28 protein-coding genes and 2 pseudogenes are annotated in these 26711 nt (G+C 41.1%); 14 read left to right on the top strand and 16 right to left on the bottom strand.

Annotated features, from left to right (window positions below):
* The first annotated feature begins 47 nt into the window (after window positions 1-47).
* Both RMY31_RS27915 and RMY31_RS27920 read left to right on the top strand, forming a co-directional pair.
* On the top strand, window positions 48-1403 hold the full coding sequence (locus RMY31_RS27915; protein WP_322657492.1) for a GTP-binding protein: 1356 nt from the start codon (window positions 48-50) through the stop codon (window positions 1401-1403).
* 285 nt (window positions 1404-1688) lie between these two features.
* A complete protein-coding gene (locus RMY31_RS27920; RefSeq protein WP_322657493.1) occupies window positions 1689-1955 on the top strand; it encodes a Calvin cycle protein CP12 in 267 nt (88 codons plus the stop codon).
* Here RMY31_RS27920 and RMY31_RS27925 read toward each other — a convergent pair.
* The 3 genes from RMY31_RS27925 to RMY31_RS27935 all read right to left on the bottom strand — a co-directional run bounded on the left by RMY31_RS27925 (window position 1952) and on the right by RMY31_RS27935 (window position 4521).
* The gene (locus RMY31_RS27925; RefSeq protein WP_322657495.1) at window positions 1952-2764 is read right to left on the bottom strand and encodes a TlyA family RNA methyltransferase; all 813 of its coding nucleotides are present in this window, start codon (window positions 2762-2764) and stop codon (window positions 1952-1954) included. The two genes, RMY31_RS27920 and RMY31_RS27925, sit on opposite strands and share 4 nt — an antisense overlap.
* A gap of 178 nt (window positions 2765-2942) precedes the next feature.
* Window positions 2943-3419, bottom strand: a complete 477-nt coding sequence (locus RMY31_RS27930) for a hypothetical protein (RefSeq protein ID WP_322657496.1) — start codon at window positions 3417-3419, stop codon at window positions 2943-2945.
* A 310-nt stretch (window positions 3420-3729) separates the two neighbouring features.
* Entirely contained in the window at window positions 3730-4521 is a 792-nt protein-coding gene (locus RMY31_RS27935; protein WP_322657497.1) for a hypothetical protein, read from the bottom strand.
* 81 nt (window positions 4522-4602) lie between these two features.
* On the opposite strand from RMY31_RS27935, the gene RMY31_RS27940 reads away from it, so the two are divergent.
* The 4 genes from RMY31_RS27940 (at window position 4603) to RMY31_RS27955 (ending at window position 8719) form a co-directional block, all read left to right on the top strand.
* Entirely contained in the window at window positions 4603-5778 is a 1176-nt protein-coding gene (locus RMY31_RS27940; RefSeq protein ID WP_322657498.1) for a sigma-70 family RNA polymerase sigma factor, read from the top strand.
* A gap of 89 nt (window positions 5779-5867) precedes the next feature.
* Entirely contained in the window at window positions 5868-7022 is a 1155-nt protein-coding gene (locus RMY31_RS27945) for a DUF1822 family protein (RefSeq protein WP_322657499.1), read from the top strand.
* Window positions 7023-7096: 74 nt separating this feature from the next.
* Entirely contained in the window at window positions 7097-7561 is a 465-nt protein-coding gene (locus RMY31_RS27950) for a DUF4870 domain-containing protein (protein WP_322657544.1), read from the top strand.
* 60 nt (window positions 7562-7621) lie between these two features.
* Complete coding sequence (locus tag RMY31_RS27955) at window positions 7622-8719, top strand: Gfo/Idh/MocA family oxidoreductase (RefSeq protein WP_322657500.1); 1098 nt, start codon at window positions 7622-7624, stop codon at window positions 8717-8719.
* A gap of 95 nt (window positions 8720-8814) precedes the next feature.
* Here the strand turns inward: RMY31_RS27955 and RMY31_RS27960 are convergent, their stop codons facing one another.
* Window positions 8815-9282 carry a hypothetical protein gene (locus tag RMY31_RS27960; protein WP_322657501.1) on the bottom strand — a complete coding sequence of 156 codons (468 nt, stop codon included), beginning with the start codon at window positions 9280-9282 and terminating at the stop codon, window positions 8815-8817.
* A gap of 814 nt (window positions 9283-10096) precedes the next feature.
* Between RMY31_RS27960 and RMY31_RS27965 the strand changes: the two genes are divergently transcribed.
* The 4 genes and pseudogenes from RMY31_RS27965 to RMY31_RS27980 all read left to right on the top strand — a co-directional run bounded on the left by RMY31_RS27965 (window position 10097) and on the right by RMY31_RS27980 (window position 11775).
* A complete protein-coding gene (locus tag RMY31_RS27965) occupies window positions 10097-10669 on the top strand; it encodes a hypothetical protein (protein WP_322657503.1) in 573 nt (190 codons plus the stop codon).
* A 23-nt stretch (window positions 10670-10692) separates the two neighbouring features.
* Window positions 10693-10959: pseudogene (locus tag RMY31_RS27970) on the top strand (cupin domain-containing protein); the annotation flags it as partial.
* Between the two features lie 51 nt (window positions 10960-11010).
* Window positions 11011-11232 (top strand): annotated as a pseudogene (locus tag RMY31_RS27975) (cupin domain-containing protein); the annotation flags it as partial.
* Window positions 11233-11256: 24 nt separating this feature from the next.
* Window positions 11257-11775, top strand: coding sequence for a low molecular weight protein-tyrosine-phosphatase (locus RMY31_RS27980; RefSeq protein ID WP_322657504.1), 519 nt, complete (start codon window positions 11257-11259; stop codon window positions 11773-11775).
* Window positions 11776-11818: 43 nt separating this feature from the next.
* On the opposite strand, the gene RMY31_RS27985 is transcribed toward RMY31_RS27980, so the two are convergent.
* The 5 genes from RMY31_RS27985 to RMY31_RS28005 all read right to left on the bottom strand — a co-directional run bounded on the left by RMY31_RS27985 (window position 11819) and on the right by RMY31_RS28005 (window position 15872).
* Window positions 11819-13147 carry an Nramp family divalent metal transporter gene (locus RMY31_RS27985; protein ID WP_322657505.1) on the bottom strand — a complete coding sequence of 443 codons (1329 nt, stop codon included), beginning with the start codon at window positions 13145-13147 and terminating at the stop codon, window positions 11819-11821.
* Between the two features lie 207 nt (window positions 13148-13354).
* The gene (locus RMY31_RS27990) at window positions 13355-13924 is read right to left on the bottom strand and encodes a retropepsin-like aspartic protease (protein WP_322657506.1); all 570 of its coding nucleotides are present in this window, start codon (window positions 13922-13924) and stop codon (window positions 13355-13357) included.
* A gap of 470 nt (window positions 13925-14394) precedes the next feature.
* Complete coding sequence (locus RMY31_RS27995) at window positions 14395-14607, bottom strand: hypothetical protein (protein ID WP_322657507.1); 213 nt, start codon at window positions 14605-14607, stop codon at window positions 14395-14397.
* Between the two features lie 121 nt (window positions 14608-14728).
* Window positions 14729-15310 (bottom strand): thioredoxin family protein, encoded by a 582-nt coding sequence (locus RMY31_RS28000; RefSeq protein WP_322657508.1) that lies wholly within the window; start codon window positions 15308-15310, stop codon window positions 14729-14731.
* Between the two features lie 97 nt (window positions 15311-15407).
* The gene (locus RMY31_RS28005; RefSeq protein ID WP_322657509.1) at window positions 15408-15872 is read right to left on the bottom strand and encodes a hypothetical protein; all 465 of its coding nucleotides are present in this window, start codon (window positions 15870-15872) and stop codon (window positions 15408-15410) included.
* A 948-nt stretch (window positions 15873-16820) separates the two neighbouring features.
* Between RMY31_RS28005 and sat the strand changes: the two genes are divergently transcribed.
* Both sat and RMY31_RS28015 read left to right on the top strand, forming a co-directional pair.
* Window positions 16821-17999: a sulfate adenylyltransferase gene (sat, locus tag RMY31_RS28010; RefSeq protein WP_322657510.1), complete on the top strand. Its 1179-nt coding sequence runs from the start codon at window positions 16821-16823 to the stop codon at window positions 17997-17999.
* A 99-nt stretch (window positions 18000-18098) separates the two neighbouring features.
* Window positions 18099-20249, top strand: a complete 2151-nt coding sequence (locus tag RMY31_RS28015; protein ID WP_322657511.1) for a caspase family protein — start codon at window positions 18099-18101, stop codon at window positions 20247-20249.
* A gap of 36 nt (window positions 20250-20285) precedes the next feature.
* Here the strand turns inward: RMY31_RS28015 and RMY31_RS28020 are convergent, their stop codons facing one another.
* From RMY31_RS28020 to RMY31_RS28030, 3 genes are read right to left on the bottom strand one after another with little or no spacing between them, the layout of a single operon-like run.
* Entirely contained in the window at window positions 20286-20477 is a 192-nt protein-coding gene (locus RMY31_RS28020; protein ID WP_322657512.1) for a hypothetical protein, read from the bottom strand.
* Window positions 20478-20490: 13 nt separating this feature from the next.
* On the bottom strand, window positions 20491-20730 hold the full coding sequence (locus RMY31_RS28025; RefSeq protein ID WP_322657513.1) for a hypothetical protein: 240 nt from the start codon (window positions 20728-20730) through the stop codon (window positions 20491-20493).
* Window positions 20731-20749: 19 nt separating this feature from the next.
* Window positions 20750-21622, bottom strand: a complete 873-nt coding sequence (locus RMY31_RS28030) for an S-methyl-5'-thioadenosine phosphorylase (protein WP_322657514.1) — start codon at window positions 21620-21622, stop codon at window positions 20750-20752.
* Window positions 21623-21891: 269 nt separating this feature from the next.
* On the opposite strand from RMY31_RS28030, the gene RMY31_RS28035 reads away from it, so the two are divergent.
* Window positions 21892-22101 (top strand): hypothetical protein, encoded by a 210-nt coding sequence (locus RMY31_RS28035; RefSeq protein WP_322657515.1) that lies wholly within the window; start codon window positions 21892-21894, stop codon window positions 22099-22101.
* Between the two features lie 139 nt (window positions 22102-22240).
* Here the strand turns inward: RMY31_RS28035 and RMY31_RS28040 are convergent, their stop codons facing one another.
* The 4 genes from RMY31_RS28040 to RMY31_RS28055 all read right to left on the bottom strand — a co-directional run bounded on the left by RMY31_RS28040 (window position 22241) and on the right by RMY31_RS28055 (window position 25421).
* Complete coding sequence (locus RMY31_RS28040; protein WP_322657516.1) at window positions 22241-22903, bottom strand: prolyl oligopeptidase family serine peptidase; 663 nt, start codon at window positions 22901-22903, stop codon at window positions 22241-22243.
* A 22-nt stretch (window positions 22904-22925) separates the two neighbouring features.
* Window positions 22926-23666, bottom strand: a complete 741-nt coding sequence (locus tag RMY31_RS28045) for a hypothetical protein (protein ID WP_322657518.1) — start codon at window positions 23664-23666, stop codon at window positions 22926-22928.
* 209 nt (window positions 23667-23875) lie between these two features.
* Window positions 23876-24220, bottom strand: a complete 345-nt coding sequence (locus RMY31_RS28050; RefSeq protein ID WP_322657519.1) for a hypothetical protein — start codon at window positions 24218-24220, stop codon at window positions 23876-23878.
* Between the two features lie 223 nt (window positions 24221-24443).
* A complete protein-coding gene (locus RMY31_RS28055; protein ID WP_322657520.1) occupies window positions 24444-25421 on the bottom strand; it encodes a metal ABC transporter substrate-binding protein in 978 nt (325 codons plus the stop codon).
* Between the two features lie 98 nt (window positions 25422-25519).
* Between RMY31_RS28055 and RMY31_RS28060 the strand changes: the two genes are divergently transcribed.
* Entirely contained in the window at window positions 25520-26332 is an 813-nt protein-coding gene (locus RMY31_RS28060; RefSeq protein ID WP_322657521.1) for a metal ABC transporter ATP-binding protein, read from the top strand.
* The last annotated feature ends 379 nt before the right edge of the window (window positions 26333-26711 follow it).

Raw genomic sequence — 26711 nt, forward strand, 5'->3', positions numbered from 1 at the left:
CGGAAACGAGCGTTTTAGAAAGTATAATCACTAAAAGTATTGATATCATGTCGGTTTATCGTAATCTGCAAGAAACTCACTTAAACCGTGCCCGTGCCAGCCTCAGACAAGCGCTGTCTTGGTATGGGTATCTTCGCAAATCTGGCCATCTTTCATCTAACCCAGAATTATCGGGTTTGCTGAAACCAGAATTAGAAGCTTTGAACTCTACACTCAACAAATTAGACTCTAACGTAATTAGAATTGCGGCTTTTGGTTTGGTGAGTCGGGGTAAGTCAGCGGTGTTAAATGCTTTGCTGGGTGACAAGATTCTGCAAACAGGGCCTCTAAATGGTGTTACCCAATGGCCGCGTTCCGTGCGGTGGCAACCAGGGGGTAAGGTACAGGTAGAGTTAATTGATACTCCCGGATTAGATGAAATTGAGGGGGAGTCACGGGCACAAATGGCGCGAGAAGTAGCGCGTCAGGCGGATTTAATTTTGTTTGTCGTGTCTGGCGATATTACGCGTACTGAATATCAAGCACTGCTGGAGTTACGGCAGGCACAAAAACCCCTAATTCTGGTGTTTAACAAGATAGATTTATACCCAGATATAGATCGAGCAGCGATTTATCAAAATCTGCAACAATTAGGTGCAGTGCATCCTCAAGCAAAACCCCTGCTACCTGATGAAATAGTTATGGTGGCGGCGGAACCAGCGCCAATGGAAGTGCGGGTTGAGTGGCCTGATGGTCGTGTTAGTTACGAATGGGAAACGCCACCCACCCAAATAGACGAACTCCAGCAAACAATTTTAAATATTCTCAATCGGGAGGGGCGATCGCTTCTTGCCTTAAATGCACTCATCCAAGCGCGGGAAGCAGAGGCGGCGATCGCGCAAAAAACCATCGATCTACGCGAACAAGAAGCCGAAGACATCATCTGGCAATTTACTAAATACAAAGCTTTGGCAGTAGGGCTAAATCCCGTTGCTTTCTTAGATATCCTCGGTGGAACTGTGGCGGATTTAGCTTTAATTCGTTCTTTGGCAAGGTTGTATGGGTTGCCTATGACTAGCTATGAAGCCAGTAAGATTTTAAAAACAATTTTATTGAGTTCCGGTGGCTTACTGCTGGGAGAATTAGGTAGTAGTTTCCTGTTAGGTTTGGGCAAAAGTACAGTTGCTTTAGTCAGTGGTGAAAATCCTACTAATATTACTGCTTACGCTGGCAGTGCGATCGCTCAAGCAGGTATCGCAGGTTATGGGGCGTACTCTGTAGGTAAAGCCGCCCAAGTTTATCTAGAAAAAGGCTGCACTTGGGGACAATTAGGTGCTAGTACCGTGATTGCTGAAATTCTCTCTCAGGTCGATCGAAATACAATTCTGTATCGGTTGCAACAAGAATTAGGAATAAAGTATTGAGAATAAATAAAAATTGTTTTCCTCATTGTTACTGTTCGTGAGAGTTTATCAATTTCTATCAAATTCTCCTGATAATTGCCCTACATTCCTGGTTTGAGATGCAACATTGAGGAAAGGATATAAAGATGAAGGCTAGAGGTTAAAATTTCAGACTTCGGACTTCATCATTAAAGTGGACGGTGTTCACCACCACGCTCTTTTGAGAAGCGTATCTACACTAATAAAGAGTGAGCTTTCTCAAGTTTTAGAAGCTCAGAATCAATGTAAAACAAAGGCCAAAATCTCATGACAACCCTAGACTTAGTTCAAGCTGCTGTTAACTCCGGGACTAAAACTATCGAGGAAGCGATCGTTGAAGCGATCGCTGAAGCTCGTGAAACCTGCGATATCAATGGTAGTAATTCTGCTGGTTGCGCTGTAGCTTGGGATATCGTAGAAGAATTGCAAGCTGAAAAATCACATAAAAAGCAAGCAACACAACACAAAACTTCTTTAGATAACTATTGTACAATGCATCCAGAAGCAGTAGAGTGCCTAATCTACGACGTTTAATCTCGCAAATCAGCAATTGCTGATTTTGTGATTTGTTGAATCATCTCCAAATCTGGCGGTGGTGTTTCACTTTCCATTCCTAACCACAAGAGATATTCAATATTACCGGCAGGGCCAGTAATTGGCGACCAAGTTAAGCCTTTGTATTTCCATCCTAATTCGCAAGCAGTTTGCAACACCTGGAAAATGGTATCAGCTTGGTCGTTAGGGTCGCGCACAACACCTTTTTTGCCTACACGAGATTTGCCTACTTCAAACTGTGGTTTGACTAGCAACACTGCTTCTCGGTTAGCTTGAGTTAGATGCCATAAAGCAGGCAAAATCTTGGTTAAGGAAATAAACGATACATCCACCACCGCCAGATCGGGAATAGGATCGCTCTCACTATACAAATCATCGGGTGTGAGATGGCGTAAATTGGTACGTTCTCGCAAAACTACACGCGGATCGTTTCGCAACCGCCAGTCAACTTGTCCGTAACCAACATCAATACCATAAACTAGCTTTACCCCAGCTTGCAGCAAACAATCGGTAAAGCCACCAGTAGAAATGCCGCCATCTAAGCAGATGCGTCCGGCTGTGGGAATAGCGAAGAATTTTAACGCTTTGGAGAGTTTCTCACCGCCTCGAGAAACAAAAGGCGATCGCTCCTTAATATTTATTTGAGCTGAAATATCAACTTCTGTACCAGGTTTATCAATTACCTGTTGATTAACTATTACTTCTCCCGCTTGAATCAGTCGTTGTGCCAAGGCGCGAGAAGAACATAAATTTAATTCTACCAAGAGTGTATCGAGTCGTTGTTTCACTAATTAACCAGCCATTATATTAATCTATTTTCCTGTTTTTAATGTTACGTAAATAAATGAAAGTTTGTAGTGAGCGTTTTAGCGCTAAAAAAAAGGGCTAAAGCTCTAACTACAAACTCAGAGTATATTTTATATTTAGTTGCATCCAGCTTGCGATAAATTACTCTTCTGTTCCGTTTTATCTAATTGGGCTAATAGGCAATGTACGAATATCCGCAGGTACTCTCACTCTTGGTGTCCGTTGAAAGTATTCACGAGAGTAGTAATTTTGCCGCCCGCTATTATCTACAAACTGGGTATAACCTTGCAACATTACTTCTGTGCCAGTGCTGGAAAATGTTAAGAAAGAATTGGCGAAACTTTTATTGTAGTTAGCTGTTGCATATTTATGGTTAGAGTCTTGGACATTAAGACCATAGGTAACTAATGATGTGGTTCCCCAATCACAATCTGTAGGATGGCATTGACCAAATACTTGAATATTTAATTTATTGCCACCAGCGGAGGTGATTACCAAACGAGTTACACCACGAGTATTGGCATCTTTATTCACCCAAGTACCAATAAAATCAGCGGGTGCAGCCATAGCAGGACTAACTAAAGCGGCAGTTAAAGCTGCACTAGCAGCAGCAAGAGTCAAAGAACGTTTCAACATTTTAGTAACACTCCATTAGTAGTAATTGTTTTTGGCTTTGTAGTTGTTAATTAAATACTTAGTAAGTGAATCCCTGATATTTTTTGAAAAATCGATAACTGTATTAGTCTGCTTTGATAGTGCTTAACAAAAAAGCCTTCTGCCCTTCGGGTTCGCCAGTCACCTGCGGAGGGAAACCCTCCCGCAGCGCTGGACTCATACCATTTCCCAAAAATAATGATACAGATCCAAACCCAGAAACTTAGACTAAATGGGACTTTCTTAATTACGAATTACGAATTACGAATTACGAATTGGTATCACCTTCTGCTCAACGCCACTTTTCACTCCAAGCACCTGTCACATCAAACCCACCAGGAACAGAATTTAACTTCAATGAACCCCAACCAAATGTGTTACAAATGGGGCCGAAACCAGCGCCACAAACATCGCCGGCACCGTAACCATTAAAAGAACGGGTTCCTATGTGAGAATACGTGGAACCTTCCCAGTTACCATTGCCAAACCAAGTGGTGTTTTTTGGCCCAACAGTCAGAACGCAACGTAAGCCATTGCCTCTACGACTTCCTGTGAGGTCAGAAACTTTGTATTCATCGAAATATCCACCACAAGTCCGCGGTCTAGGCAAAGGATTATAGTTAGTCGCGTTCACTAATTGCCATTCTTCATTCCATGCACCAGTCACACGAATTTTTGAACCGAGAACTTGTATCTTCAGATTTCCGGGGAAGTTATTGTTAATGTCTTCGCCGTTACCATGAATATCAGAAGCGAAACCGACGAGGTTAGAACCTCTGTAAATAGCCTGACCAACATGGCGGTAGGTTGCACCGCCCCAGTTGCCTTCGCCGTACCATGCTAATCTGGGAATCCTAGTTTGTCCCGGTCTACCTTCACTGAATTTGACGCAACGGATACCAAATCCTCTACGGTTATCAAGCGGTTTGACAACATAAGTACGCACATGTGGTCCACAGTTAAAACTTGGTGCTTGTACCAACTGCAAATTTTGGAGTACGGGTACTTGGGCAAAAACACTAGTTGCAGTAGATAAGGCTACCATACTCCCTAGTGTGAAAGATTTCATTGTTAGCCGAAGCATGGTTCTCATTCCTTGTAGTAAAGTTTGTGCAGGCGTTTAAAAATGCCTGTACTTTCCCTATAAGTTGGCTTTTTATTTTTTATGCAACCTCGGCAAAACATTATTGAAATTTTTTCCACTTTTGTACAATTTGATAGCGATCGCTTCGGCTATTGGGCGACGGAATCGAGATTGCGGCGCAGTATCCAAAGTTGTCTCAATCACACGCCAAAAGAAACTTCTGAATCTTTTTGGGCATTATACTGGTATAAGTTTTGGCTAACTCCTGAAAATAAATTCCTGGCTAAGCAACATCTTGCCGCTTATCTGCAAGAATCCTGCTATTGGACATCTCAAAAAACTGTTTCTAGCTTCGTGAGTACGCAGTACAAGCTATCAGACTGTTTTCAAATCGCGATCGCCCAAGTTGATAAAGTCCTCAAAGGTTTTAATCCCAATCAAGGCAGTAGCTTAAAAAACTACGCCAGCATCATTTTTGGGAGTGTTATTCGTGAAACTTTACGCCAACGTCACGAAGTTGATATCTGTACTGATTGGAGTCTGTTGCGGAAAATCTCTGGGAAACGTTTGATAGAGTCTTTAGAGGATACTGGCTTATCGTCAGACACTATTAATGCTTACGTTATTGCTTGGAACTGTTTCAAAACCTTATATGTGCCAACCAAAGTTAGTAACTCTCGCCAACTTTCAGGGCCAGACAGTGAGACTTGGGAAGCGATCGCGAAAGCTTACAATTCCCAAAGCCCTCAGCCAACTAATCCCCAAATTTTAGAAAAGTGGCTGCTAAATGCGGCTAAAGCTATACGCAAGTATCTTTATCCCAGCCCAGATTCTTTAAATGTGTCTAAAGGTGGAGATGATTCTTGGGAGTTACTAGATAATCTACCAGGAACAGAACAACAATCCCTGATTCATGAAATTGTCGCCCAAGAAGAAGAACAAACCAGAACCACTCAACAAGCTGATATTAACAAAATCTTAGCTGCTGCGATCGCCCAATTAGAACCGCAAGTACAACAAATTTTGCAACTTTACTATACTCAAAATTTAAATCAGGACTCAATTGCCAACCAATTAGACATGAAACAATATACTGTTTCGCGGCGACTCACAAAAGCCAGGGAAACTTTACTAAAATCTTTAGCTACTTGGAGTCAAGACACTCTGCATATTGCAGTTACATCAGACCTACTTACAAGTATGAGTACTGTGATGGAGGAATGGCTGCACAATTACTATAGTGTATCTCCTCACTAACGTATGCTAGAACAGATGTTCGCGTCTGTTTTGCCGGGGAATAGAAGTCCCTGGTTGCCCCAAAAACAGAATTCCCCGGAGTAACCCCTATGATTAACACCATACTTAGTTTTGCTGCAACAAACTTGATTTTAGAAATCCCCGCAGCTACACAAAACCAAAGTCAATCTTTTTCTAATCCCACTTCTACTTATCAAGCTTATTTAAATGAACTTTGCCTGAGTGCTGTTTTGCCTTGGTTAAAAGAGGATTTCACACCCCAAGCAAAGGTTTGGCCGACTACCACTGCTTTACCCAGTTTTTGGGAACTGGTGAGTGGAACCGCAATCACACTAGACGCAACTAGATTTATCTTGGTTCCCAGTGAAACTATTGATTTAAGTGAATTACGCGTCCCCCAAGAATGGGTAGATTTATCTAGTTGGGCTGGCGATTATTACTTAGCAGTGCAAGTAGAACCAGATGAAGGCTATGTCAGGGTTTGGGGCTACTGTACCCACGCACAACTTAAAACTAAGGGCAATTATGATGCAGGCGATCGCACTTATTCCCTGGATGCTACCGATCTTATCGCTGACATCAGTGTGTTAGCTGTGGCACGGGAATTTTGTACCGATGAACCTACACGCGCCACAATTCCCCAGATGCCGAGACTACCACAAGAACAAGCACAAAACCTAATTGTCCGCCTGGGAAAGTCGGAAATCATTAGCCCTCGCTTGGCTATCCCTTTTCAATTGTGGGGGGGATTAATCGAACATGGCGGCTGGCGGCAAAGCTTATACGAACGACGTTTGGGATTACCAGAACAGCGATCGGTTATTGAATGGTTGCAAAGTGGTGTTTCTGGAATTGCGGAAGCTATCGGTTGGGGACGATTGAATCTGCAATTGAGTGCTGCTGGGGCGCGGAGTGTAGAAGAAATACAACCAGGGGTAACTCTATCACGACAGTTGGCGATCGCAGGTCAATCATACGAACTGCTAATTACACCACAAGGTAACCCAGACGCACGATATTGGCGCTTTGAGTTGCATAACACTACTGTAGGTGCAGCCATTCCTGGTGGTTTTAAACTAAGACTACTCACCGAAGATTTACAGCCTTTCCCTAACAACGAAGATATCGCCACAACTGCTGTAGAACAACTTTACGTAGAAGTTGCCTTAGAAGCAGGAGAAGGCATAGTCTGGGAAATAGAACCTCTTCCGGAGAATTATGACCGAGAAATTCTCAAATTTTAAGCTTTGTATTTATCTGGTTTACATATAGTGTGGTTAAGGAACCATTCTATGAAATCCACCGCAAAATAAAAGTCATGAGAAAAAAACACAAACAACAAATGCGTATATGGGCAATGTTGTGTCATATCTCGGCTTTATTAGCGTGGATATTGTTGTTTTCTTTGGTATTTCTTGGTATTCCTCTGTATTTGCCGCTGAATATTATAGCACCACTGTTGATTTGGCGATTCAAAAAATCTAAATATCCCTGGATTGATTTTCAAGGCAAAGAATCTTTAAATTTTCAAATCTCATTGACTTTTTATATTTTAATTCTAATAGTTATATCTTTAGTAATAGTTTTAGCTAGCTTTGGTATCGCAGTGATTACTAATGGTGCAGTAGATATAAAAACAATTCTAAATAGTTTATTATTAGTTTGGATGTGGCTAATTGTAATATTAATGTTATTCCAATCATTGTTAGGAATTTTTGCTGCTAAAAAGGCGTACAAAGGAGAACATTATCGTTATCCTTTGACAATACGATTTTTGTCATAAAAAACAATTAACTTTTTTGGGTAAGGTAATAATTACAATCAGTACAGGAGTAAAAATGATATGATTGGTGTGGCGATCGCTGGCACGGGATTTGGTCAAAAAGTCCATATTCCTGGATTTCAAGCACATCCTCTGACCGAGGTAGTTGCGGTTTATCATCGAGATATCAATAAAGCCAAGGCAATAGCAGCAGCTAATAATATTCTCTACGCCCGCGACACAATTGCAGATATTGTTAGCATACCAGAAGTACAAGCAGTCAGCATTTCTACACCACCATTTTTGCACTATGAAATGGCAAAAACAGTGCTGCAAGCTGGCAAACATTTATTACTAGAAAAACCCGTAACTCTCAATGCATGTGAGGCTAAAGAACTGTATCAATTAGCGAAAGATAAAGGTGCGATCGCCACTGTAGATTTTGAATTTCGTTTTGTGCCAGGATGGCAATTATTTTCGGAACTTTTGTCAGCAGACTATGTGGGAAAATTGCGTCTAATTAGAATTGATTGGTTAGGTTCTTCGCGCGCAGATACTTCCCGTCCTTGGAACTGGTATTCTTCCCAAGATAAGGGAGGCGGTGCATTGGGTTCGTTGGGTTCCCACGCCTTTGATTACATTTACTGGCTATTCGGACCAGTACGCAGATTAAACGCTTATTTGAGTACTGCTATCTCTGCACGAGTCGATCCTGCTAGCGGCGAATTAAAACCAGTGGATACTGATGACAACTGTCTGCTGTCGCTGGAATTGGCAGACGGAACACCTTGTCAAGTTACCATCAGCGCTGTTGTTCAGGCATCTAGGACGCACTGGGTAGAAGTGTATGGCGATCGCGGTACTTTAGTTTTAGGCAGTGAAAATCAAAAAGATTACATACATGGATTTCGTGTTTGGGGTTCCCAGCTAGGTAAACCGCTGACAGAAATTGAAATACCCAATCGATTGATGTTTCCCCAACATTATACTGACGGACGTATTTCTGCATTTATCCGTGTAATAGACCAATGGGTAAAGGGAATTGAAAGCCAGCAACAAACAGTACCATCGTTGCAACAAGGAGTTTATTCTCAGCTATTGATGGATTTATCCCATAAATCCCACGAAACCACCAGTTGGGTAGATGTACCCAGCTTGGACTCTTACCTTGAAAGCTAGTAGCAGAAAAGGGAGTCAGGAGGCAGTAGTCATTGCAGTGCTGAGCAATGAGTACTGAGTAAAACAGAACTCAGCACTATTGAATCATTTGGTGCTTAAAAAGCTACGGCTTGAGCTGTACCAGCTAAAGGAGTTACTGTGTAAAACTTTGTTTGGCCTTGGTTAGATTCATAAATCTTAGAAAAACGGTTCAAAGTTGTAATGCCTTTAGTTACAATTTTGGACTCGTTGCTTTGTTCAAGATTCACAGGGGGTAAGAGCAAGCTAAAGGTGACATAGCCATTATCTCTTGTCTTATAAAGAGTCACCGTTACCAGCGTCCCAATTTCTGAATCCGTAGTACGGATCTGATCTCCCACAAATTGCAATGTCCGTTGCTGATCTTGATAGTTGAAGCGAGGCGTACCATCAAAGCTTGTTGTTGAGTAAGTGACGTTAACATTCTGCCCTTGCAGCTGATACAAGTTCGGCGCGTTCGTTTCCAAGCCATAAGATGGCACTACAGGTATTGCTGTTAATGCTATACCTAGTGTTAATGATGAAACTAAGTTTTTTGTTAGCATATCTCAAAAAGTGGTTGCTAGTTTGACCTGACTGTAATATTCGTAACTCAATTATTTCACAGGACTGTTGTCGCAATTTTAGCCACTTTACTTTAAAGCTAAGGTTAATTGTACGCATTCTTCATCTTGGCAAGAACCGAGTAAACACTTACGAGATAATACGGGCGATCGCTTGCCATCCACGAATATCTATAGTACAATTGTATTAAATAAGAGACCCTAATTAATCGACCCCACCTTATACGTGGGGTTTTGTCTTTTATTTGAGTGTTAGATCAAGCTCTACAACCCTTGTATTTAAAGGCTCTCAACTTTTTAAATATCGGTGAAATTACCAACATTGCAAAAAGTGCTGCTGATGATCGTGGAAAACCTTTAATAATTCGTAGTCAGCAAAAATGATTGAGATAAAGTTGAGCTAAGAGTTTACATCTATAACTTAGATATGGAAAATGTTACAAAACAAAACATAAACTATGTATATTTTACATCAGTACATATAAAGTTATGATTAACTACTTTTCCTTTTCGTAAGTAATTAAAAAAATAAAATACATAATATTTACGTAAATATTCGTAGTAAATATTAACTTTGATAATTTATTAGAGTCAATACGCAATGTTATAGATATAAGCGCATAAAAAAATTATTATATTATGCTTTGAACTTGAGTTTTTTTATACCATCTACGAATGTAATATAAAATGCTCAGTAATAACCGAATACCTCTTAAGATAGATATCTTTAGGAATAGATTAAATTTAGGATGATTTTTAGAATCTTAAAAAAAGATAAATGATACAAGTGTCAGTAATGTCAAATCAACTCAGAATTTCAAGAGAATGGGAAGAGGCGATTATAGATTGGATAATTGCTGAGATTAGAGAGAAAAATTTTATTAATGATAATACAGGGATATTGCAGTTAAGTGCTGAATACTCAGGTATATTAGCAGTTAACTTGTCACACAAGTTGTCGAGGAAAGGGAAACCTTTACCAATCGAGGTTGTCAAAATACCTCTTGTTAGTGAATTTAAATTAGAAATTAGTCAAGATATATTAGATAGATATTCGAGACTCATTATTGCAGATAGCGGTTGCATGAGCGGAAACAATTTTAAGAATGTATGTAACATTCTTTTGGATTATGCTTTCAAGCGTGAATCGCTTTTGTTTGTTTGCTGTGCTTGCAACACTGACTCCATATTTAAGCCTGATATTTGTCCGGTCTATTTTCCTTTAAAACGTTTGATGTTGCAGTTCGACTGGGAATGTAAAACTAACATCTGGGATAAGAGTACACAATTTGACCGAGAAGAAAGATACGAACTACCAGTCAAACAAGTAGTTTTTTCAAGCAATGGAACAAATGGTGTAAAGGAATAATTTTTGGATAAGGGAAAGAGAGTATGGAGATTAAAGTTGAGCGTCAAGCTACTCAAACAGAACTTGATAAATTAGATGTATATAGATGGCCTATTTGGATGAAAGAGCCATCAAAGTTTCCAGCATTTTATGAAGTAGCTGAAATGTGCTATTTTCTGGAAGGAGAGGTGATCGTCACTCCAGATTCAGGCGCTCCAGTCACGATTGGAGCAGGTGATTTAGTAACTTTTGCTGCTGGTTTATCTTGTACTTGGTATGTAAAAAGCGATATTAAAAAGCATTATTGTTATGCAATTCAAGTAAATCAGAAACCAAGTGAGGATGAACTCAAAGATTTAGATATTTTTAACTATCCTATTTGGACAACAGAAGTATCTGAGTTGGCACAAATATACGATGCAGATAAACTCTGTTACTTTCTTGAAGGCGAAGTTTTGGTAAATCCTATTTGGGGAGAACCAGTACACATTCACAAAGGCGATTTGGTTACATTTCATGCTGGTGTAGCTTGCACTTGGCAAGTAAAGAGTAATGTAAAAATCCACTACTGCTACTCCGATTAATCAAACAATATTCAAACAATATTTATGACTTATAAGTTGTTGTTCGTGTGCTTAGGAAACATATGCCGTTCACCCTCAGCAGAGAATATTATGAGATATTTGATTGAGCGAAATAATTTGAGCGACCAAATTATTTGTGACTCTGCTGGTACGTGTAGCGACCATGTTGGTGAACCACCTGACCAACGCATGAATTCCGCTGCTATGGAAAAGTTAAACATGTCTTTACAAGGATGTTCTCGTCAGTTCCATTCATTGGATTTTGAGAACTTTGACTTGATATTAGCAATGGATAAAGAAAATTACGATGATATCTTAAGTTTAGATACGACAGGACAATACCATCATAAAGTTCGATTGATGTGTGAATTTACATCAAAATTTACTGTTGAAGAAGTTCCAGATCCTTATTACGGTGGTTCAGAAGGATTTAATTTAGTCATCGATTTGTTAATCGATGCATCTGCGGGGTTGTTAAAACATATTATCGAACAACAAGTTCTTAGTTCGTTTGAGATGGTTCATAGTTTCACCTCTTCATAACTTGCAACACGAAGTTGGATTGCCAAGAATCTGTTCCTGCATTTTAACTGTGAACTTGTAACAGCCATCCCAAAAGACTTTGTAATAGTAACCAAGCATTTAAGCCAACAATAACAATAGCAACTAACCAAGCTAAAAATTTTAACCACACGGGATTAACAAACTCACCCATCAAGCGACGATTACTCGTAAATATCACCAATGGAATCACTGCAAAAGGTAACTGTAAGCTGAGGATAACTTGACTGAGAATTATGAGGCTGCTTGTACTATTTTCACCAAAAAGAATGATTGTAATCAACGCTGGGATGATGGCAAGCAGACGCGTTACTAAACGGCGTAACCAAGAAGGAAGGCGAAATTGCAAAAAACCTTCCATAACAATTTGTCCTGCCAAAGTCGCAGTCAGTGTTGAACTTTGCCCAGAAGCAAGTAAGGCGATGCCAAAAATAGCACTAGCAGCACTAACTCCTAACAATGGTGAAAGTAATTTATAAGCATCTTGAATTTCTGCAACATTCTGATTGCCAGAAAAATGAAATGTTGCAGCAGACACAATTAAAATCGCTGAGTTGATAAACAGTGCTAATGACAAAGCAAAAGTTGAATCAATTGTGCCAAACTTAATTGCTTCCCATCTTTTTTCAGTATTAGGTTGCCAATCACGGGTTTGCACAATAGATGAATGTAAATATAAGTTGTGAGGCATCACTGTTGCCCCTAAAATGCCGATAGCGATGTAGAGCATTTCTGGATTCTGTAAAATTTCTCTTTTGGGCAGATATCCCAACAAAATCCCCCCCATATCAGGTCGAGAAAACAGAATTTCTGCTGTAAAACAGATGCCTACAGTTGCCACTAGCATTGTTACCAAGGCTTCTGTATAACGAAAGCCTTTATTTTGCAGGAATAGCAATAGCAGGACATCTAGCGCAGTGATACACACACCCCATATCAAGGGAATACCGAATAAAAGTTGTAGGGCGATCGCACTTCCCAGTAGTTCTGCCAAGTCACAAGCTGCGATCGCAATCTCACACAGTACCCACAAACAAAAGCTTACTCTTCGGCTGAAATAGTCCTGACAAGCCTGCGCTAAATCTCGCCCTGTAGCAACTCCCAAACGTACACACAAAGATTGCAGTAATATTGCCATCAAGTTCGACAGCAAGATTACTGTTAACAGGGTGTATCCAAACTTTGACCCTCCAGCGATATCTGTTGCCCAGTTTCCAGGGTCCATGTATCCAACTGAAACCAAATACCCTGGTCCTGCATAAGCCAGCATCTTGCGCCAAAAGCTGCTGCTATTGGGAATTCTAATACTGCGGTGAACCTCTGGTAAGCTAGGTCTGTTTTCTGGGGGAGTCATTTGTTTTGCCGTTTAATACTTTCATATTTTTTTCATAATTTATTTTTTCATATTATTCTCATCCTCAGCAAACCTTAAATTTGATGTCTGTGAAAATCCAGTTAAATAAACTATTAGAGACGCACCATGGTGCGTCTCTAATACTACCTAAATATACAAGATTCAATCTTGAGAAACTGCAAATTTATTGCTGGATAAAGTCAAAATCTAGCGATGGTGAAATTCCACTTCTGTTTCTAGAATTGTGATGTTGTAGTTGCCAAAAAAATCGTGACCTAGTAATCCAATAGCTGCTTTTGGGGCAATTCCCACTTGCAGATTATTGGCTACAACTCCGCCCGCTGCCATAGATTTTATATTAGCAGTAAGAAATTGTACTTGACTACCATCAGCAATTTGGGCTTTCATTATACCTGTTGCTTGGAGTTCAAGCGTATTTGCCATAATCTGAGTAATGACAGTGCCAGTTGCACCTGTATCTACAATCATCTCAAAGGTTTTTTTATCATTGAAGGTGACATCAATTACAGGAGTTCTACCAAGGCGGCGTTTGATTGGAACCCGAAAAACTGTCTTATCTGAAGGTTCTGAAGATATCTTTGTAACACCACAAAGCTTTGGCAATTCAATGGTTCTACCAGAGGAGGTTACCATGAAACATGCTCCTGGATCTTCAGCATTTGCCCGATGGGGAAATGCTAAAAATATCAGCGTTGGTATTACCGCTATCAAACCTAAATTACCGATCGTAATCCAACGCCTCCAAGCATCTATCATGTTTTGTTGTTCTCCAAAATTTATTAATGTTGATAAGGAAAAATTAACCTAACTGGTATTAAAACGGGATACTAACTCACATTAATAAGATAAAAACATAAATATTAATAGACTTACTATTCACCAGATAAATGTTCAAGTGCCCCCATTGATAATGCGGTAAATCTTATTTATATCTTTATTGTGGATAATCTATCTATCGAGCTTTTGTCTTCTTAATATATTTACTAATAGATGTTTATTATGCTTTTAGCTAATTTCATATTATAAAATTACGTCTTACTGAATACATACTAACTGTAATCACCAATTGATAAATTGAAGATTGGGTAAAGATATGAGGAAACTACCTAACAGCTTGCAAAGATTCTCGAAATTCTGTTGTAACCTTTCCAATCTGCCTTAAAAGTGCTAATTCCTAAGCACTCAGAACTTTTTCAAGCTAGACACCAATTGGTACATTCCAGTTTTTATTTTGCAATGAGAGAATAGCTGTCATTGCGTTCGCGTAGCGTCTCGTAGAGAGGAGAAACGACGTAAGCAGAGCCTTCTCGCAGAGTAGCAATCGCATAGACTCGCTCGTAGTTGGAGGATTTGGCGATTACTTCGCTTTTCGTGTTGCAGACGCTGCGCGTAGCTTGCTTTGCCGCAGGGGTACGAGACGCTAACGCTCGCAATGACATACAAAAAAGTGGGATGCTCCCGACACCAATGGGGATTGCCTACAACGAGGGCATGAAAATGTCTTACCCTGATACCCTCACACCCCCACACCCCTACACCCATTTCAAAACAGATATAATATCAACCAAAATAACTGGGTGCGTTCTCTGGTTTCCACTTAATATTGCAACCAACACTCGGCTTTTGTTCATCTGTCACGGGTTTATCCGCCAAAACTGCGTCAATAGCAGCGCGTAAATCTGCACCCGTTACGGGTTTACCATTACTAGGACGACTATCATCCAATTGTCCGCGATAGACGAGTTTTCGTTCCTCATTAAATACAAAAAAATCAGGAGTGCAAGCTGCTGTGTAAGCTTTTGCTGTCTCCTGAGTTTCGTCATAGCATAAGGTAAAAGTAAACCCTAGTTCTGTGGCAAATGCCTTTAACGACTCTGGCGCATCATCTGGGTAATTCTTGGCATCATTAGCACTGATGGCAACGATCGCTAAATCACTTGTGAAATAATCTTTTCCTAGATGCACTAATTCTTGTTGGACGTGCTTTACAAATGGGCAATGCCGACAAATGAACATTACCAATAGTGCTTTTTTATCTGCAAAAGTAGCAAGTGAAGTTGTCTTTCCAGATACTACTTCTGGTAGATTAAAATCTGGTGCTTTAGTGCCTAACGGCAACATAGTTGAAGTTGTTAAAGCCATGATTCACCCTATATGTTGACTCCGAAAACGATTTTTGTTATCTGTATATTTTCAACATATCACTAAAATTTCCATAAATTAACGTAACTTTGATGTCTTAGGCATGAGTTCCTATACTTCTACGTGGTTGATAGTTTGGGTATTTTTTATTGAATTCTACTTGAGGCGCCAGTATCTCATTTTTAAGTTGTTTCGATTGATTACGGTATAACCAAGGTAACCAATACAGCGTTTTATATAGACACAATGGAGCAACGTCTATATGAGCTTTGATAATCTCAAGTACTCGTCTATGGCCTAAACCGGGCAAAACTGCTTTAATCCACCATTCCACTGAACTTGCATCACCGTAAACAAGTCCTTTTTCAAGGATCGCTTCCAAAAAAATGGGTTTGAGTTGCGATCGCTTGGCTAATTCGCATCCTTTCCAAGGATTTGCGTTTAACACGCGCCAAACAAAGGTAAATTTATGCTCGTCATCAAGTTGACGAACCCACTTCAGTAACTCATTTTCCTGTTTTGAGTCCATTTGTTCATCAGCGTAATCTATGGGATTAAACATGCTTGGGGTGAAGGTGTAAATGAATCATGAACTAGTTTTGTTAATCTTTAAATAAATAGCTAGTCAGATTTTTACTCTGTTAAATCTATATTTTTGGAACAGCGATCGCCAGCTTTATTCACTATACATAATGCTTCTTTATAGCATTCTGAAGCTGTCGCATTATGTCTGTAAATAAATGATATTTTATGAGCTACAAATTGAATATAAATAAAGAGCATTTTTTGATAATCTGATAAAGCATTTTAATATTGAACAATACAATGCAAAATACTCATACTACTACTGATAATAGTCCCTTACTGTTTCAAGTCTTGAATTATTTAAAAATAAGATAGAGCTTGATTGAATTGTTCTAAAGTATCACAACACAGCCCTTGGTTGTATAAGTTAAGTCTAATATTTAGAATGTCTTAATCCGTCTACTTGGCATTGCTGTTCGATCGAAAACTTGACTAATTGACGAATTGCTCTCAGAGGTTGTTTGAAAAGTGGTTGGCTGTGATTTTAGGCACGTGTCGATCCCCCCTAGCCTCCCTTAAAAAGGGGGGAAAGCTTCTTAAAGTCCCCCTTTTTAATGGGAGACACTGCGTTGCGCGGGTTGCCCGCGTTGAAGCAAGTGTCGTGGATTTAGAGGGATCTAAAACGTTTTGCTACCAACAAAAGGACTTTTCAAACATCCTCTCAGTGGTATCAGTAAACCTGAAGCTAGCACACGTAGATAAGATAGCACTTGCAACCTCCAAAAGTTAGCTTTTGAACTCATTATTCTTCCCAATTAGTAGATCTAGAATTACAAAGCACTGAAAGCAGTTCTTAGGTAAATATTGTGGTAGGTTGAATTGACACTATTTTTCAAACTATTTTTTCTCTCCGTACCAGCATTTTGATAAGTTAGTACATAGTCTGAAACAATAGCAGTTAACGCAAACAGAAGAGGGGATTACGTTGAGTCACCATCTAGATGCCATTGCACCGCACGGTGGACAGTTAGTTAATCGCATCGCCACGCCCGAACAAAGGGAAGAATTTCTCTCAAAAGCCGATTTTTTGCCACGACTGCAACTTGATGAGCGAGCGGTTTCTGATTTAGAAATGATTGCGATCGGCGGTTTTAGTCCACTCACGGGTTTTATGAACCAAGCAGACTACGATCGCGTGGTTACAGAAATGCGGTTGGCTAACGGTCTTGTGTGGTCAATTCCGATTACACTTTCGGTAGCAGAAGAAGTAGCTTCCTCCCTCAAGGAAGGCGGCTCGATCCGTCTAGATAACCCCACAGGTCGGTTTATTGGAGTTTTACAACTCACGCAAAAGTATCACTACGACAAGACTCGCGAAGCAATCAATGTCTACCGCACCGATGACGCTAACCATCCTGGCGTGCAAGTAGTTTATAACCAAGGTTCTGTACACCTTGCTGGTGATATCTGGTTATTGCAACGCAATCCCCATCCTCAGTTTCCTGCTTACCAAATAGATCCAGCTGCCTCACGGCAGATATTTCGCGAAAATGGCTGGAAAACCATTGTTGGTTTCCAAACTCGTAACCCCATCCATCGCGCCCATGAATATATCCAAAAGTGCGCTTTGGAAACAGTGGATGCTTTATTTTTGCACCCATTAGTAGGGGCTACGAAAGATGATGACATTCCCGCCGATGTACGGATGCGCTGCTATGAAATTTTGCTGGAACACTACTATCCCCATGACCGGGTGATTTTGGCAATTAATCCCTCGGCAATGCGTTATGCTGGGCCTCGTGAGGCAATTTTTCATGCTTTAGTCCGCAAGAATTACGGTTGTACTCACTTTATTGTCGGACGCGATCATGCTGGCGTTGGTAACTACTACGGCACTTACGATGCTCAATACATCTTTGATGAGTTTGAGCCTGCTGAATTAGGGATCGTGCCGATGAAATTTGAACACGCTTTCTACTGCACGCGCACTAAACAAATGGCGACAACTAAAACGAGTCCCAGCAAACCAGAGGAGCGCATTCACCTGTCAGGAACAAAAGTTAGAGAAATGCTGCGTCGTGGTGAGTTACCTCCACCAGAATTTTCCCGTCCGGAAGTGGCGGCAGAACTGGCGCGGGCAATGCAAATACCAGTCTTGGCCTAAGGTAACTTGTTAATTGCAAAAAGTATAAATTTTAACTTTACACTACAGACTTCAGCCCTTTAAGCTGTTAGCTGATGGGCTGAGAACTGATGGCTAATTATGAAGCGTCGGACTTTTTTACAACGGATTGGCTCGATCCTCGCGGTGTTGGGTGTAACTGAGGCTGAATGGTTGACTTTGGGCGATGCCTTCGGCGGGCAAAGCCTACGCTATTACCAAGCTTTAGCACAACCCAGCCCGCGCAAATTAGCATTACTAGTAGGCATCAATCAATACCAAAAAAGTCCATCTTTGAGTGGCTGTCTAACCGATGTAGAACTACAAAGAGAACTGTTGATTCATCGGTTTGGCTTCCAAGCCTCAGATATCCTGACCTTAACCGAGGAACAAGCTAGTAGGGAATTCATTGAGGCGGCTTTTTTGGATCATCTGGGCAAGCAAGCTAAATCTGGTGATGTAGTTGTCTTCCACTTCAGCGGCTACGGTACTCGCATCCAGCTAGAAAAATCGCCAGATACGCTGCAAAACGCTTTGATTCCAGCCAATGAAAATCAAGACGAGAACATAGTCAATTATTTATTAGAAGAAACTCTACTGCTCTTGTTGCGATCGCTCTCCACTGACCGCATTACAGCAATATTAGATACCAGCTATCATGCTCTTAGCACAGTCCAGCTAACAGGATTGAAAATTCGTGCCCGTCCAGAACTTCTAGCAGTTCAGCTAACAGCAACAGAACTCGATTTTCTCCAACAACTCAAAACTCAGAATTTCCTCAACACTCCTCTTGTGCTATACGCTACTTCAAAATCGAAGCAGTTCGCCAGGGAAGTACTATTTTCGGGTTTTAGTGCCGGATTATTTACCTACGCCTTAACGCAATATCTTTGGGAAACCACCCCAGCAACGACAATTCAAGTTAGCCTATCCCATGTGGGAAGTTCGATGTACAAGCTGGGTAGCAAACAGCAGCCAGGTTTATTAACTACTAAGAAAAATCAACAGGAAGTAGAGACATTACCTGTAACCTCCCTATTCTTAGACAACGGCGTTGGCTCAGAAGGAGCGGTAATAGCAATTGAAGAAGAAGGAAGAACAGCTAATCTGTGGTTGGGAGGACTACCTCCAAAAGTGCTGGAATACTATGGAGTTAATTCTCGACTTACTTTATTGACAGGAGAGCAGTTAGTATTGCGATCGCGTACTGGGTTAACAGCGAAAGCCGAAATTTCCAGAGTTGAAGGTGCAAGTCCCCCACAGATTGGACAATGCCAAGAAGCAGTTCGGGTGTTACCCAGAAATATTAATTTAATAGTTGCCCTAGACACTGGACTCGAAAGAATTGAGCGGGTAGACGCAACAAGTGCTTTTGCTGGAATTGCCCGCGTTTCTACTGTAGTAGCGAAAGAACAATCCGCTGATTACGTGTTTGGCAAACTACCACAAACTCCTAGTCGCTATGGTTTGTTTACTTTGAGCGGTGAGCTAATTTTTAATACTGCTGGGGAGGTTGGAGAAGCAGTGAAAGTGGCAGTACAGCGGTTAGCGCCAAAATTTCCCAGCCTGTTAGCAGCAAAGTTATGGGGACTCACAGAGAATGAAGGTTCTTCCCACTTGCAAGTCAAAGGAACCCTAGAGATAATTAGCGGCATATCGCCTCGTGTGGTGATACAACGCGAAACATTGCGAACTCTTGACGCTGGAACTACAACTAAAAAATCTCAAAAATCACTCAGCACTCCGATTCTGCCTATCGGTAGTCGGATGCAGTATCGAGTGCAGAATAATGGCGATCGCCCAGTATATTTAATCTTGGTGGGATTGAAGAACAACAGGACAGCGATCGCCTTTTACCCTTGGCAGACTCCCCAAGAGCCAAACAATTCAGAAACTAAACCTTTACTCAAACAAGTAGTTATCGCCCCCGGTGAAACCCTCACCTTACCACAAAGTATTACTGGATCTGAATGGATGATTTCAGGCCCAGCTTATGACTGCGAACACCAACTCATCTTCAGCACCTCCCCTTTTAGCGAAACTCTCAAAGCCTTAGAAACTGCTAAATATCCTACAGGAGAACAACAGCCCATTGGGCCTTTAGTAAACCCCTTAGAAATTGCCCAAGCTTTGCTGCAAGACTTGGATAACGTCAGTGCAGCCAAAGTTGAAATGAACGGCACAGTAGCTGAATCTTATGTATTAGATGTGAATAATTGGGCAAGTCTCAGCTTTAGTTTTCAAGTGATGTAAAAACAGAATTTATAGGAATCCGCTTTGATTTACCTTTTAAAATACAGCCTGACTACAACCTAATTCTCTCAATACCCCCTGAAGTGATGAAATAAAACTTTGAATATTTTCTAGTGTCACCACTGATTCACCACCAACATAGGTTCGACTAACTTCAACATTGGTTTGACCAACATTGACCATAAACCTAATGCTAAATTCTCCATCGTGAGGCAATGTTTGCGACAAGCCACTAGCGTGTCTACTTCAACAGTCCAGTAACTATTCCTTCTTCCCCCTCAATCACAATGTTATACTCTGTTGTTTTTCCTCTTGTGCGCTGGATGTAAACTGTAGCACCATCACTTTGAGTAGTCCTGCGTGAATAATTTTCAATAATGTCGTCAACAAGGTCAAATAGCTCTTGAAAACCATGACGCAGAAGGCTTTCTTTTGCGTGTCTTGTCGGTATTCTACCGTTGGGTGTAATGTACTCGCTCATCGCCTAGTTATGAGCAAGTCTACAAATACTTCTGCAACAACAACCCCAGCTTCTCCTTCGTGGCGGCTGGTGCTTTATCCAACTGCGTCAAAATTGCATAATTCAACGCCGAATGAGCATCACTGTGCGGTGGATTTTCACTCAACCGCCGCACAGTTTCTTGAATTACCTTTTGAGCATTAACTGCATTTCGCTGCAAATTACCAATCACCATCTCTACCGTGACACTATCGTGGTCGGGATGCCAGCAATCGTAATCAGTCACCAGTGCTAAAGTTGCATAGGCAATTTCTGCTTCCCTAGCCAGCTTTGCCTCTGGTAAATTCGTCATGCCAATAATCGTTGCACCCCAACTGCGGTAAAGATTTGATTCCGCCTTAGTGGAAAATGCTGGGCCTTCCATGCACACATATGTGCCACCGCGATGCAGAGTAACTTCTGGTAAATTGAGAGAAGCGATCGCATCTGCAAGCACTCCAGACAAATTTTTACAAATCGGTTCGCCAAAAGCGATGTGAGCTACAATTCCTTCACCGAAAAAGGTCGAAACTCGATTTTTCGTCCTGTCAATAAATTGATCTGGCACCACCATATCTAGTGGTTTAGCTTCTTCCTTCAAGGAACCCACAGCACTAGCTGAGATTAAATACTCCACACCTAGTTGCTTCATCGCATAAATGTTGGCACGAAATGGTAACTCAGAAGGCAATAAAGTATGATTGCGACCATGACGTGCTAAAAAAGCTACTCGTGTCCCATCTAAAGTCCCCAAAATCAAAGCATCAGAAGGCATACCAAAAGGTGTCTGGACTTGCACCGCTTCTATATCTTTGAGGGCATCCATTTTGTATAGACCACTGCCACCAATAATCCCAATATTAGCTTGAGCCATGAGCCTGAATCTGTTCCTTTCTGAGTTGCCAAGTTATTTTACCGAAAAGGAGAGTATATGCAACGTCAGAATCTGATATTGGTGTTGCATGAAGGAATTCGCTAATTTTGGGCGGCTCCTAAATTAACAGCCATGGCTGGTTCTATCAAACTTACGATCGCAACTGTTACAAGAGAAACAGGAAGGAATGCAAATCTCGCGTTGAGCCTTTTTAACATAGATTTAGTATCAACAAACTCTGATACGAATTTACTGTTTGTTTGCGAGATATGAATAAGCCAATCGGTGTTTCGGCATATCAGTTAAAAGATACTTTACCAGAGCCATTACAAGGAAATTTGCCAACTATCGAGCAGTTAGAAGCTGAGTTGAAAACCGTGTTATTTACTGACAAAATCAATGGACTCAGTGGTTCAGATGGAAAAATGGAAGTAAGGCATTATCCACTAGATGAGGCATATCAAAGGCTTAGGCAATGAACAGGTAATACAGAATTTTCACTAGAGGAGATAAGCAATGAAATTGCAAAAATGCAGAATGAAATAAACGCTAATACAGCTAAAGATTCTGATGTAAATTAGTGCGATTCCAATAAAGAAAAATATTTTAACCCACAGTCTACTGCCGCCGATGCTGTAAAAACCATTCATACAACTCTGGATTATTGTATGTCTGCGTCCATGAATCGTGACCAGCTTCAGGGTAAACTGTAAACTTCACGTTACCGCCACAATCTTTTAGTGCGGAAACCATAATTTCAGATTCTCTTAAGGGGACAACCCGATCTTGTGCTCCGTGGAATGCCCACACAGGAAGATTTTGCAAGTTACGTGCTTTCATTGGATTGTCACCACCGCAGATAGGCGCGATCGCTGCAAAGCGTTCTGGTTCAGCTGCTGCCCAACGCCATGTTCCGTATCCACCCATACTTAAGCCTGTCAGGTAAATGCGATCGCGATCGATAGGATAAGAAGCGATCGCCTCATCTAAAAGCGGACTCAACCGTTCTACTGACCAAGACTGACTTAGTGGACATTGAGGAGAGATGACAATAAAAGGAAAATTTGGCTGTTCCTCTGCAATCTTGGCGAGACCCTGCCGTTTCACGTCTTCTAAGTTCGAGCCACGCTCACCAGCACCGTGTAAAAATACGATCGCTGGTAAAAGCTGCTGTTTTGCTTCGATGTGTTGATACGAAGTGTCTTGTCGTAAGACATCGGGTAAAAACAGCAAGTAATTGTAAGTACCAGTACTAGTAACTTTTTCTTGTGTTGAGTGCATAATGTTAACAAATTTTGTGAGTTCAACGTTTGCGAACAGCAATTGTATAACTCGGTCGCTGTTTAACTTCGCGTTGACTCTTGACTAATCGAAAGTCATTATCTATATATAGATGCTCTAGAACAGGGGTGTTTAAATAGGCTTTTTCAAATTTTTTGGCAGTATTTCTGTCTATCTTGTTTAATTGGAGTTCTCTCTTGAGGTCTATTTTTTCCTCATGTTGCTGAAATTTAGATTTGACTATGGCTGTAAACCACTCGTCAGCCTCATCAATTGTCAGTGCTTTTTCTCTGTTTACCAATGCTTGAAATATGCCTACATTCTGAATGTACCAATTCTCATCTCGAATAGAATATTTTTGCATCACCATTAGGTCGAAAGCTGGTAGTTTCGATGCAAACCTTCGCCATACAGCAGACTGATGTCCTGGTGCATAGCGGGCAATATTGGCATAGTAACCATCGTCATGAAAGATTTGGTAAGACTGCTCTTGTAACCTCCCTGGCACAATATCCTGAAAAGGTATGGTAGACCATATTGGTATCCAAACTCCAACGACAATTGGCAGTTGTTCGCGAACATTTGGAAAGGGGTTGCGTCGAGTTAATTCTTTAAAATATAGTGCTAATTCGGTTTGATAAAAATGTACTTTATCTTTTAGGGATTCTACATTTCGTCCTGTAACTATCTCTAAAATTTTATTTTTAATTTCTTGTGTATTCCAATCACCTAAGTCTTTGGCGGCGGTGATATTTACTATCATTATGTACCCTCAAATTAGTTGACTAAATTTATTGCCAGGATATTTAGTTTTCAGCAAATGGAACTGAGGGTATCAATGTAGAGACGCAATCCATTACGTCTCTACTTAACTAGCGCAAGCATAGCAAAAGTACTTATGCGGCTATAAATTATGCAAAGGCTGATATTCTCACCTTTCTGTCTTTCTGCCTGCTTGCACTAGTGCAGAAACTACCACCAAATCCGGTTGCCATTTTCGTCAACTCGTGCTTCCCGAATTACATCAGAAATCTCTTCAGCATCTTTGACATGGTGTAATGCTTTCTTTTCACCATCGGGTTCATCCACGACGAAGTAAGTTGGCACTGTAATGTGGTCGCCTGTAATGTCTGGTGAATCTACAGCAACTTGTTTAGCTTTTTCTTCGACAGATTCTGATTTCTCGTGAATGCGATCGCCTGGATTTGCTGTTAAGTTTCTCTCTTTAACATTTGGCTCATCTTGGGAATCCCAATCTTTACTGACTGGTTGATGAGTGTCTGGTTGATTATTTTGTTTTTCTATTTCTTTAGTCATGGCTATTCCAGAAATTAAAATCTATGCATTTACTAACCTCCAATCTAGAAAATTCAAGCTGCAAAGCGTTCTTTCTCTGGAGGTAGTTTGCGATTAAAATACAATTTCCATGCCTAAAGTTATATATTAATTTAGAAAATTTCCATACAACCTCTTTCCTGAGAAATAACTAATATGGTCTAATAAACAATAAATCTATCATTCACTAAGGCTGAGACGGGATTTATTTATTTGGTTGAAACGGTGTATATTTACCCCCTAATGCTTCTACAATGGTGCGGGTGTTTGCCTCTATCATTTTGATATAAGAATCTCCATCACTCCCCTTTGCACCAATTGAATCAGAGTATAGTTGACGTGGTGCTAATGTTACCCCTGCTTCTTGGGCAACAGTTTTAATTAAAGCTGGGTTAATTGTAGTTTCAGCAAAAATTGCCGGAACTCCTATTTTTTTAATTGACTCTACCAATCGCTGTACTGTTTGCGCGCTGGGTTGTTCTTCGGTACTGATGCCAATTAAAGTACCTGCGATCGCTATCCCGTAAGCTCGTCCATAATATTGAAAGGCATCGTGCGTTGTCACAAGTTTGCGTTTATCTGCGGGAATAGTTTGAATTTGTTGAATAGTCCAGCTATGCAACTGTTTTAATTCTTTAGTAAGTTGCAATGCTTTTTGGGTAAATTCCTCTTTATCTTCAGGTGATAACTCAATCAAAGCATCTCGTATCGCATTTACCATGGCGATCGCATTTTCTGCACTACCCCAAACGTGCGGATCTGGCACCACTTCGCCTTTGCCTTTATCAAGTTGCAAAGGTTTAACTACTTCCCCTATTGCTAACTGCCGCGCCTTTCCACCAGAGGCTTTCATTAACTTAATTATTCCCGGTTCCAAATTGTAGCCGTTATACAAAATCAAGTTGGCTTCTTCCAAAACCCGACTGTCTGCTGGTACAGGTTCGTAAACATGGGGATCGGTTCCAGGTTTGAGAATTCCAATTACCTGAATTTCGTCTCCCCCTACCTCTTCAGTCAAATCAGCAAGGATGGTGCTAGTTGCAACTACTCGCGGCTTGCCATCCCTCGCCCGAGAGGTACTGTTAGAGTCTACTTTAGTACATCCACCTATCCAAAGTCCTAATAAAACTACAACCAAAGCCTGCCAGCTATATCTAGCTTTTGACTGAGTAATTCCTCTCATAGACTTGTTACAGTTATTTTCATATTTTTCTCATTTTTTAGGGTACATTATTCTCATATTCTTTTCATTATTTACCTTGTCCTCCCACAAATAGCACCATGAGAGCCGTTAACTTTTCCTTAGAAGCGAATTCCAGCTTGGATCGGGTTTATCCTCACAGAGACAGCCCAGTAGCAACAACTGCAAGCATTAATATTGCCCATGTAGGGGTACACTATCGTACACAAGAAGCCTTAAGGGACGTTAACTGTATCGTCAACCCAGGACGACTAATCGGTATTTTTGGCCCCAATGGTGCTGGTAAAAGTACGCTGATGAAAGCGATGCTAGGCTTGGTTCCCCTTAGTAGCGGTAATGTGCTATACCAGGGAAAACCTTTGATGCAGCAACTAGAGAAAGTTGCCTACGTACCACAGCGCAGCCAAATTGACTGGACATACCCCGCCACAGTCTGGGATGTGGTGATGATGGGACGGGTAAAGAAAACAGGTTGGTTGCGTAGCTTCTCAGGAGTTAGCCGCCAGGTAGCAAAAAACGCCTTAGAAAGGGTGGGAATGATAGAATATCGCGATCGCCCCATCGGACAACTTTCAGGAGGACAGCAACAACGGGTATTTTTAGCCCGTGCTTTAGCGCAGCAAGCAGAAATTTTCTGCTTTGATGAACCATTAGTGGGCATCGATCAGAAAACCCAATCAGTGATTTTTGAAGTTTTCCATGAACTCGCCGCCGACAACAAAATCGTGCTAGTTGTTAACCACGATTTAGGCGAATCAATTACCCACTTTGATGATTTAATATTACTAAATCGCGAATTAATTGCTACAGGTTCGCGGCAACAAGTACTCACAGAACAGAACTTGTATTCTGCTTATAGTGGTAAAGTAATGTACTATTCTGATGCGGCGTAAGAGTCAGTTGTCAGTTGCTAGAAGGCAATAGGCAAGAGTGAATGGCTATTCCCCGTGTCTTCGGGTGACACTCGCAAGCTCGCTAACGCAGTCGCCTGATGCCACTTTCTTCAACGGGGGGAACCCCCGCACAGAAGTGGCTCCGGAGGGAAACCCTCTCGCAGCGCTGTCTCACCGTGTCCCCGCGTCCTCCGTTCGCGCAGCGTCGACCATAGGAGAAGTTCGCTTGGAGGGAAACCCTCCGACGCTCGGAAAGCGTAGCGTCTTCCCTTGGGAGAAGACTCGCTAATGCTACGCTATGGCGATTTCTCTTTGCACGCAACTTCTCTTCGTGTCTCTGCGTCTCCCTCATCTTCCTTCGCGGTTCGTATAAATAAAT

The organism is Dendronalium sp. ChiSLP03b (assembly GCF_034531165.2).
GTDB classification, from domain to species: domain Bacteria; phylum Cyanobacteriota; class Cyanobacteriia; order Cyanobacteriales; family Nostocaceae; genus Dendronalium; species Dendronalium minutum.

What these genes read in the sequence shown, in the direction of transcription:
- RMY31_RS27990 (WP_322657506.1), bottom strand. Translation starts at nt 13,924, where the DNA reads ATGATAGATGCTTGGAGGCGTTGGATTACGATCGGTAATTTAGGTTTG.
- RMY31_RS27985 (WP_322657505.1), bottom strand. Translation starts at nt 13,147, where the DNA reads ATGACTCCCCCAGAAAACAGACCTAGCTTACCAGAGGTTCACCGCAGT.
- RMY31_RS27935 (WP_322657497.1), bottom strand. Translation starts at nt 4,521, where the DNA reads ATGCTTCGGCTAACAATGAAATCTTTCACACTAGGGAGTATGGTAGCC.
- RMY31_RS27930 (WP_322657496.1), bottom strand. Translation starts at nt 3,419, where the DNA reads ATGTTGAAACGTTCTTTGACTCTTGCTGCTGCTAGTGCAGCTTTAACT.
- RMY31_RS28060 (WP_322657521.1), top strand. Translation starts at nt 25,520, where the DNA reads ATGAGAGCCGTTAACTTTTCCTTAGAAGCGAATTCCAGCTTGGATCGG.
- RMY31_RS27995 (WP_322657507.1), bottom strand. Translation starts at nt 14,607, where the DNA reads ATGTCATTGCGAGCGTTAGCGTCTCGTACCCCTGCGGCAAAGCAAGCT.
- RMY31_RS27920 (WP_322657493.1), top strand. Translation starts at nt 1,689, where the DNA reads ATGACAACCCTAGACTTAGTTCAAGCTGCTGTTAACTCCGGGACTAAA.
- RMY31_RS27955 (WP_322657500.1), top strand. Translation starts at nt 7,622, where the DNA reads ATGATTGGTGTGGCGATCGCTGGCACGGGATTTGGTCAAAAAGTCCAT.
- RMY31_RS27940 (WP_322657498.1), top strand. Translation starts at nt 4,603, where the DNA reads ATGCAACCTCGGCAAAACATTATTGAAATTTTTTCCACTTTTGTACAA.
- RMY31_RS28045 (WP_322657518.1), bottom strand. Translation starts at nt 23,666, where the DNA reads ATGATAGTAAATATCACCGCCGCCAAAGACTTAGGTGATTGGAATACA.
- RMY31_RS27950 (WP_322657544.1), top strand. Translation starts at nt 7,097, where the DNA reads ATGAGAAAAAAACACAAACAACAAATGCGTATATGGGCAATGTTGTGT.
- RMY31_RS28055 (WP_322657520.1), bottom strand. Translation starts at nt 25,421, where the DNA reads ATGAGAGGAATTACTCAGTCAAAAGCTAGATATAGCTGGCAGGCTTTG.
- RMY31_RS28040 (WP_322657516.1), bottom strand. Translation starts at nt 22,903, where the DNA reads ATGCACTCAACACAAGAAAAAGTTACTAGTACTGGTACTTACAATTAC.
- RMY31_RS28035 (WP_322657515.1), top strand. Translation starts at nt 21,892, where the DNA reads ATGAATAAGCCAATCGGTGTTTCGGCATATCAGTTAAAAGATACTTTA.
- RMY31_RS27965 (WP_322657503.1), top strand. Translation starts at nt 10,097, where the DNA reads ATGTCAAATCAACTCAGAATTTCAAGAGAATGGGAAGAGGCGATTATA.
- RMY31_RS28005 (WP_322657509.1), bottom strand. Translation starts at nt 15,872, where the DNA reads ATGTTTAATCCCATAGATTACGCTGATGAACAAATGGACTCAAAACAG.
- RMY31_RS28015 (WP_322657511.1), top strand. Translation starts at nt 18,099, where the DNA reads ATGAAGCGTCGGACTTTTTTACAACGGATTGGCTCGATCCTCGCGGTG.
- RMY31_RS27915 (WP_322657492.1), top strand. Translation starts at nt 48, where the DNA reads ATGTCGGTTTATCGTAATCTGCAAGAAACTCACTTAAACCGTGCCCGT.
- RMY31_RS28050 (WP_322657519.1), bottom strand. Translation starts at nt 24,220, where the DNA reads ATGACTAAAGAAATAGAAAAACAAAATAATCAACCAGACACTCATCAA.
- RMY31_RS28025 (WP_322657513.1), bottom strand. Translation starts at nt 20,730, where the DNA reads ATGAGCGAGTACATTACACCCAACGGTAGAATACCGACAAGACACGCA.
- RMY31_RS28030 (WP_322657514.1), bottom strand. Translation starts at nt 21,622, where the DNA reads ATGGCTCAAGCTAATATTGGGATTATTGGTGGCAGTGGTCTATACAAA.
- RMY31_RS28000 (WP_322657508.1), bottom strand. Translation starts at nt 15,310, where the DNA reads ATGGCTTTAACAACTTCAACTATGTTGCCGTTAGGCACTAAAGCACCA.
- RMY31_RS27960 (WP_322657501.1), bottom strand. Translation starts at nt 9,282, where the DNA reads ATGCTAACAAAAAACTTAGTTTCATCATTAACACTAGGTATAGCATTA.
- RMY31_RS27945 (WP_322657499.1), top strand. Translation starts at nt 5,868, where the DNA reads ATGATTAACACCATACTTAGTTTTGCTGCAACAAACTTGATTTTAGAA.
- RMY31_RS27980 (WP_322657504.1), top strand. Translation starts at nt 11,257, where the DNA reads ATGACTTATAAGTTGTTGTTCGTGTGCTTAGGAAACATATGCCGTTCA.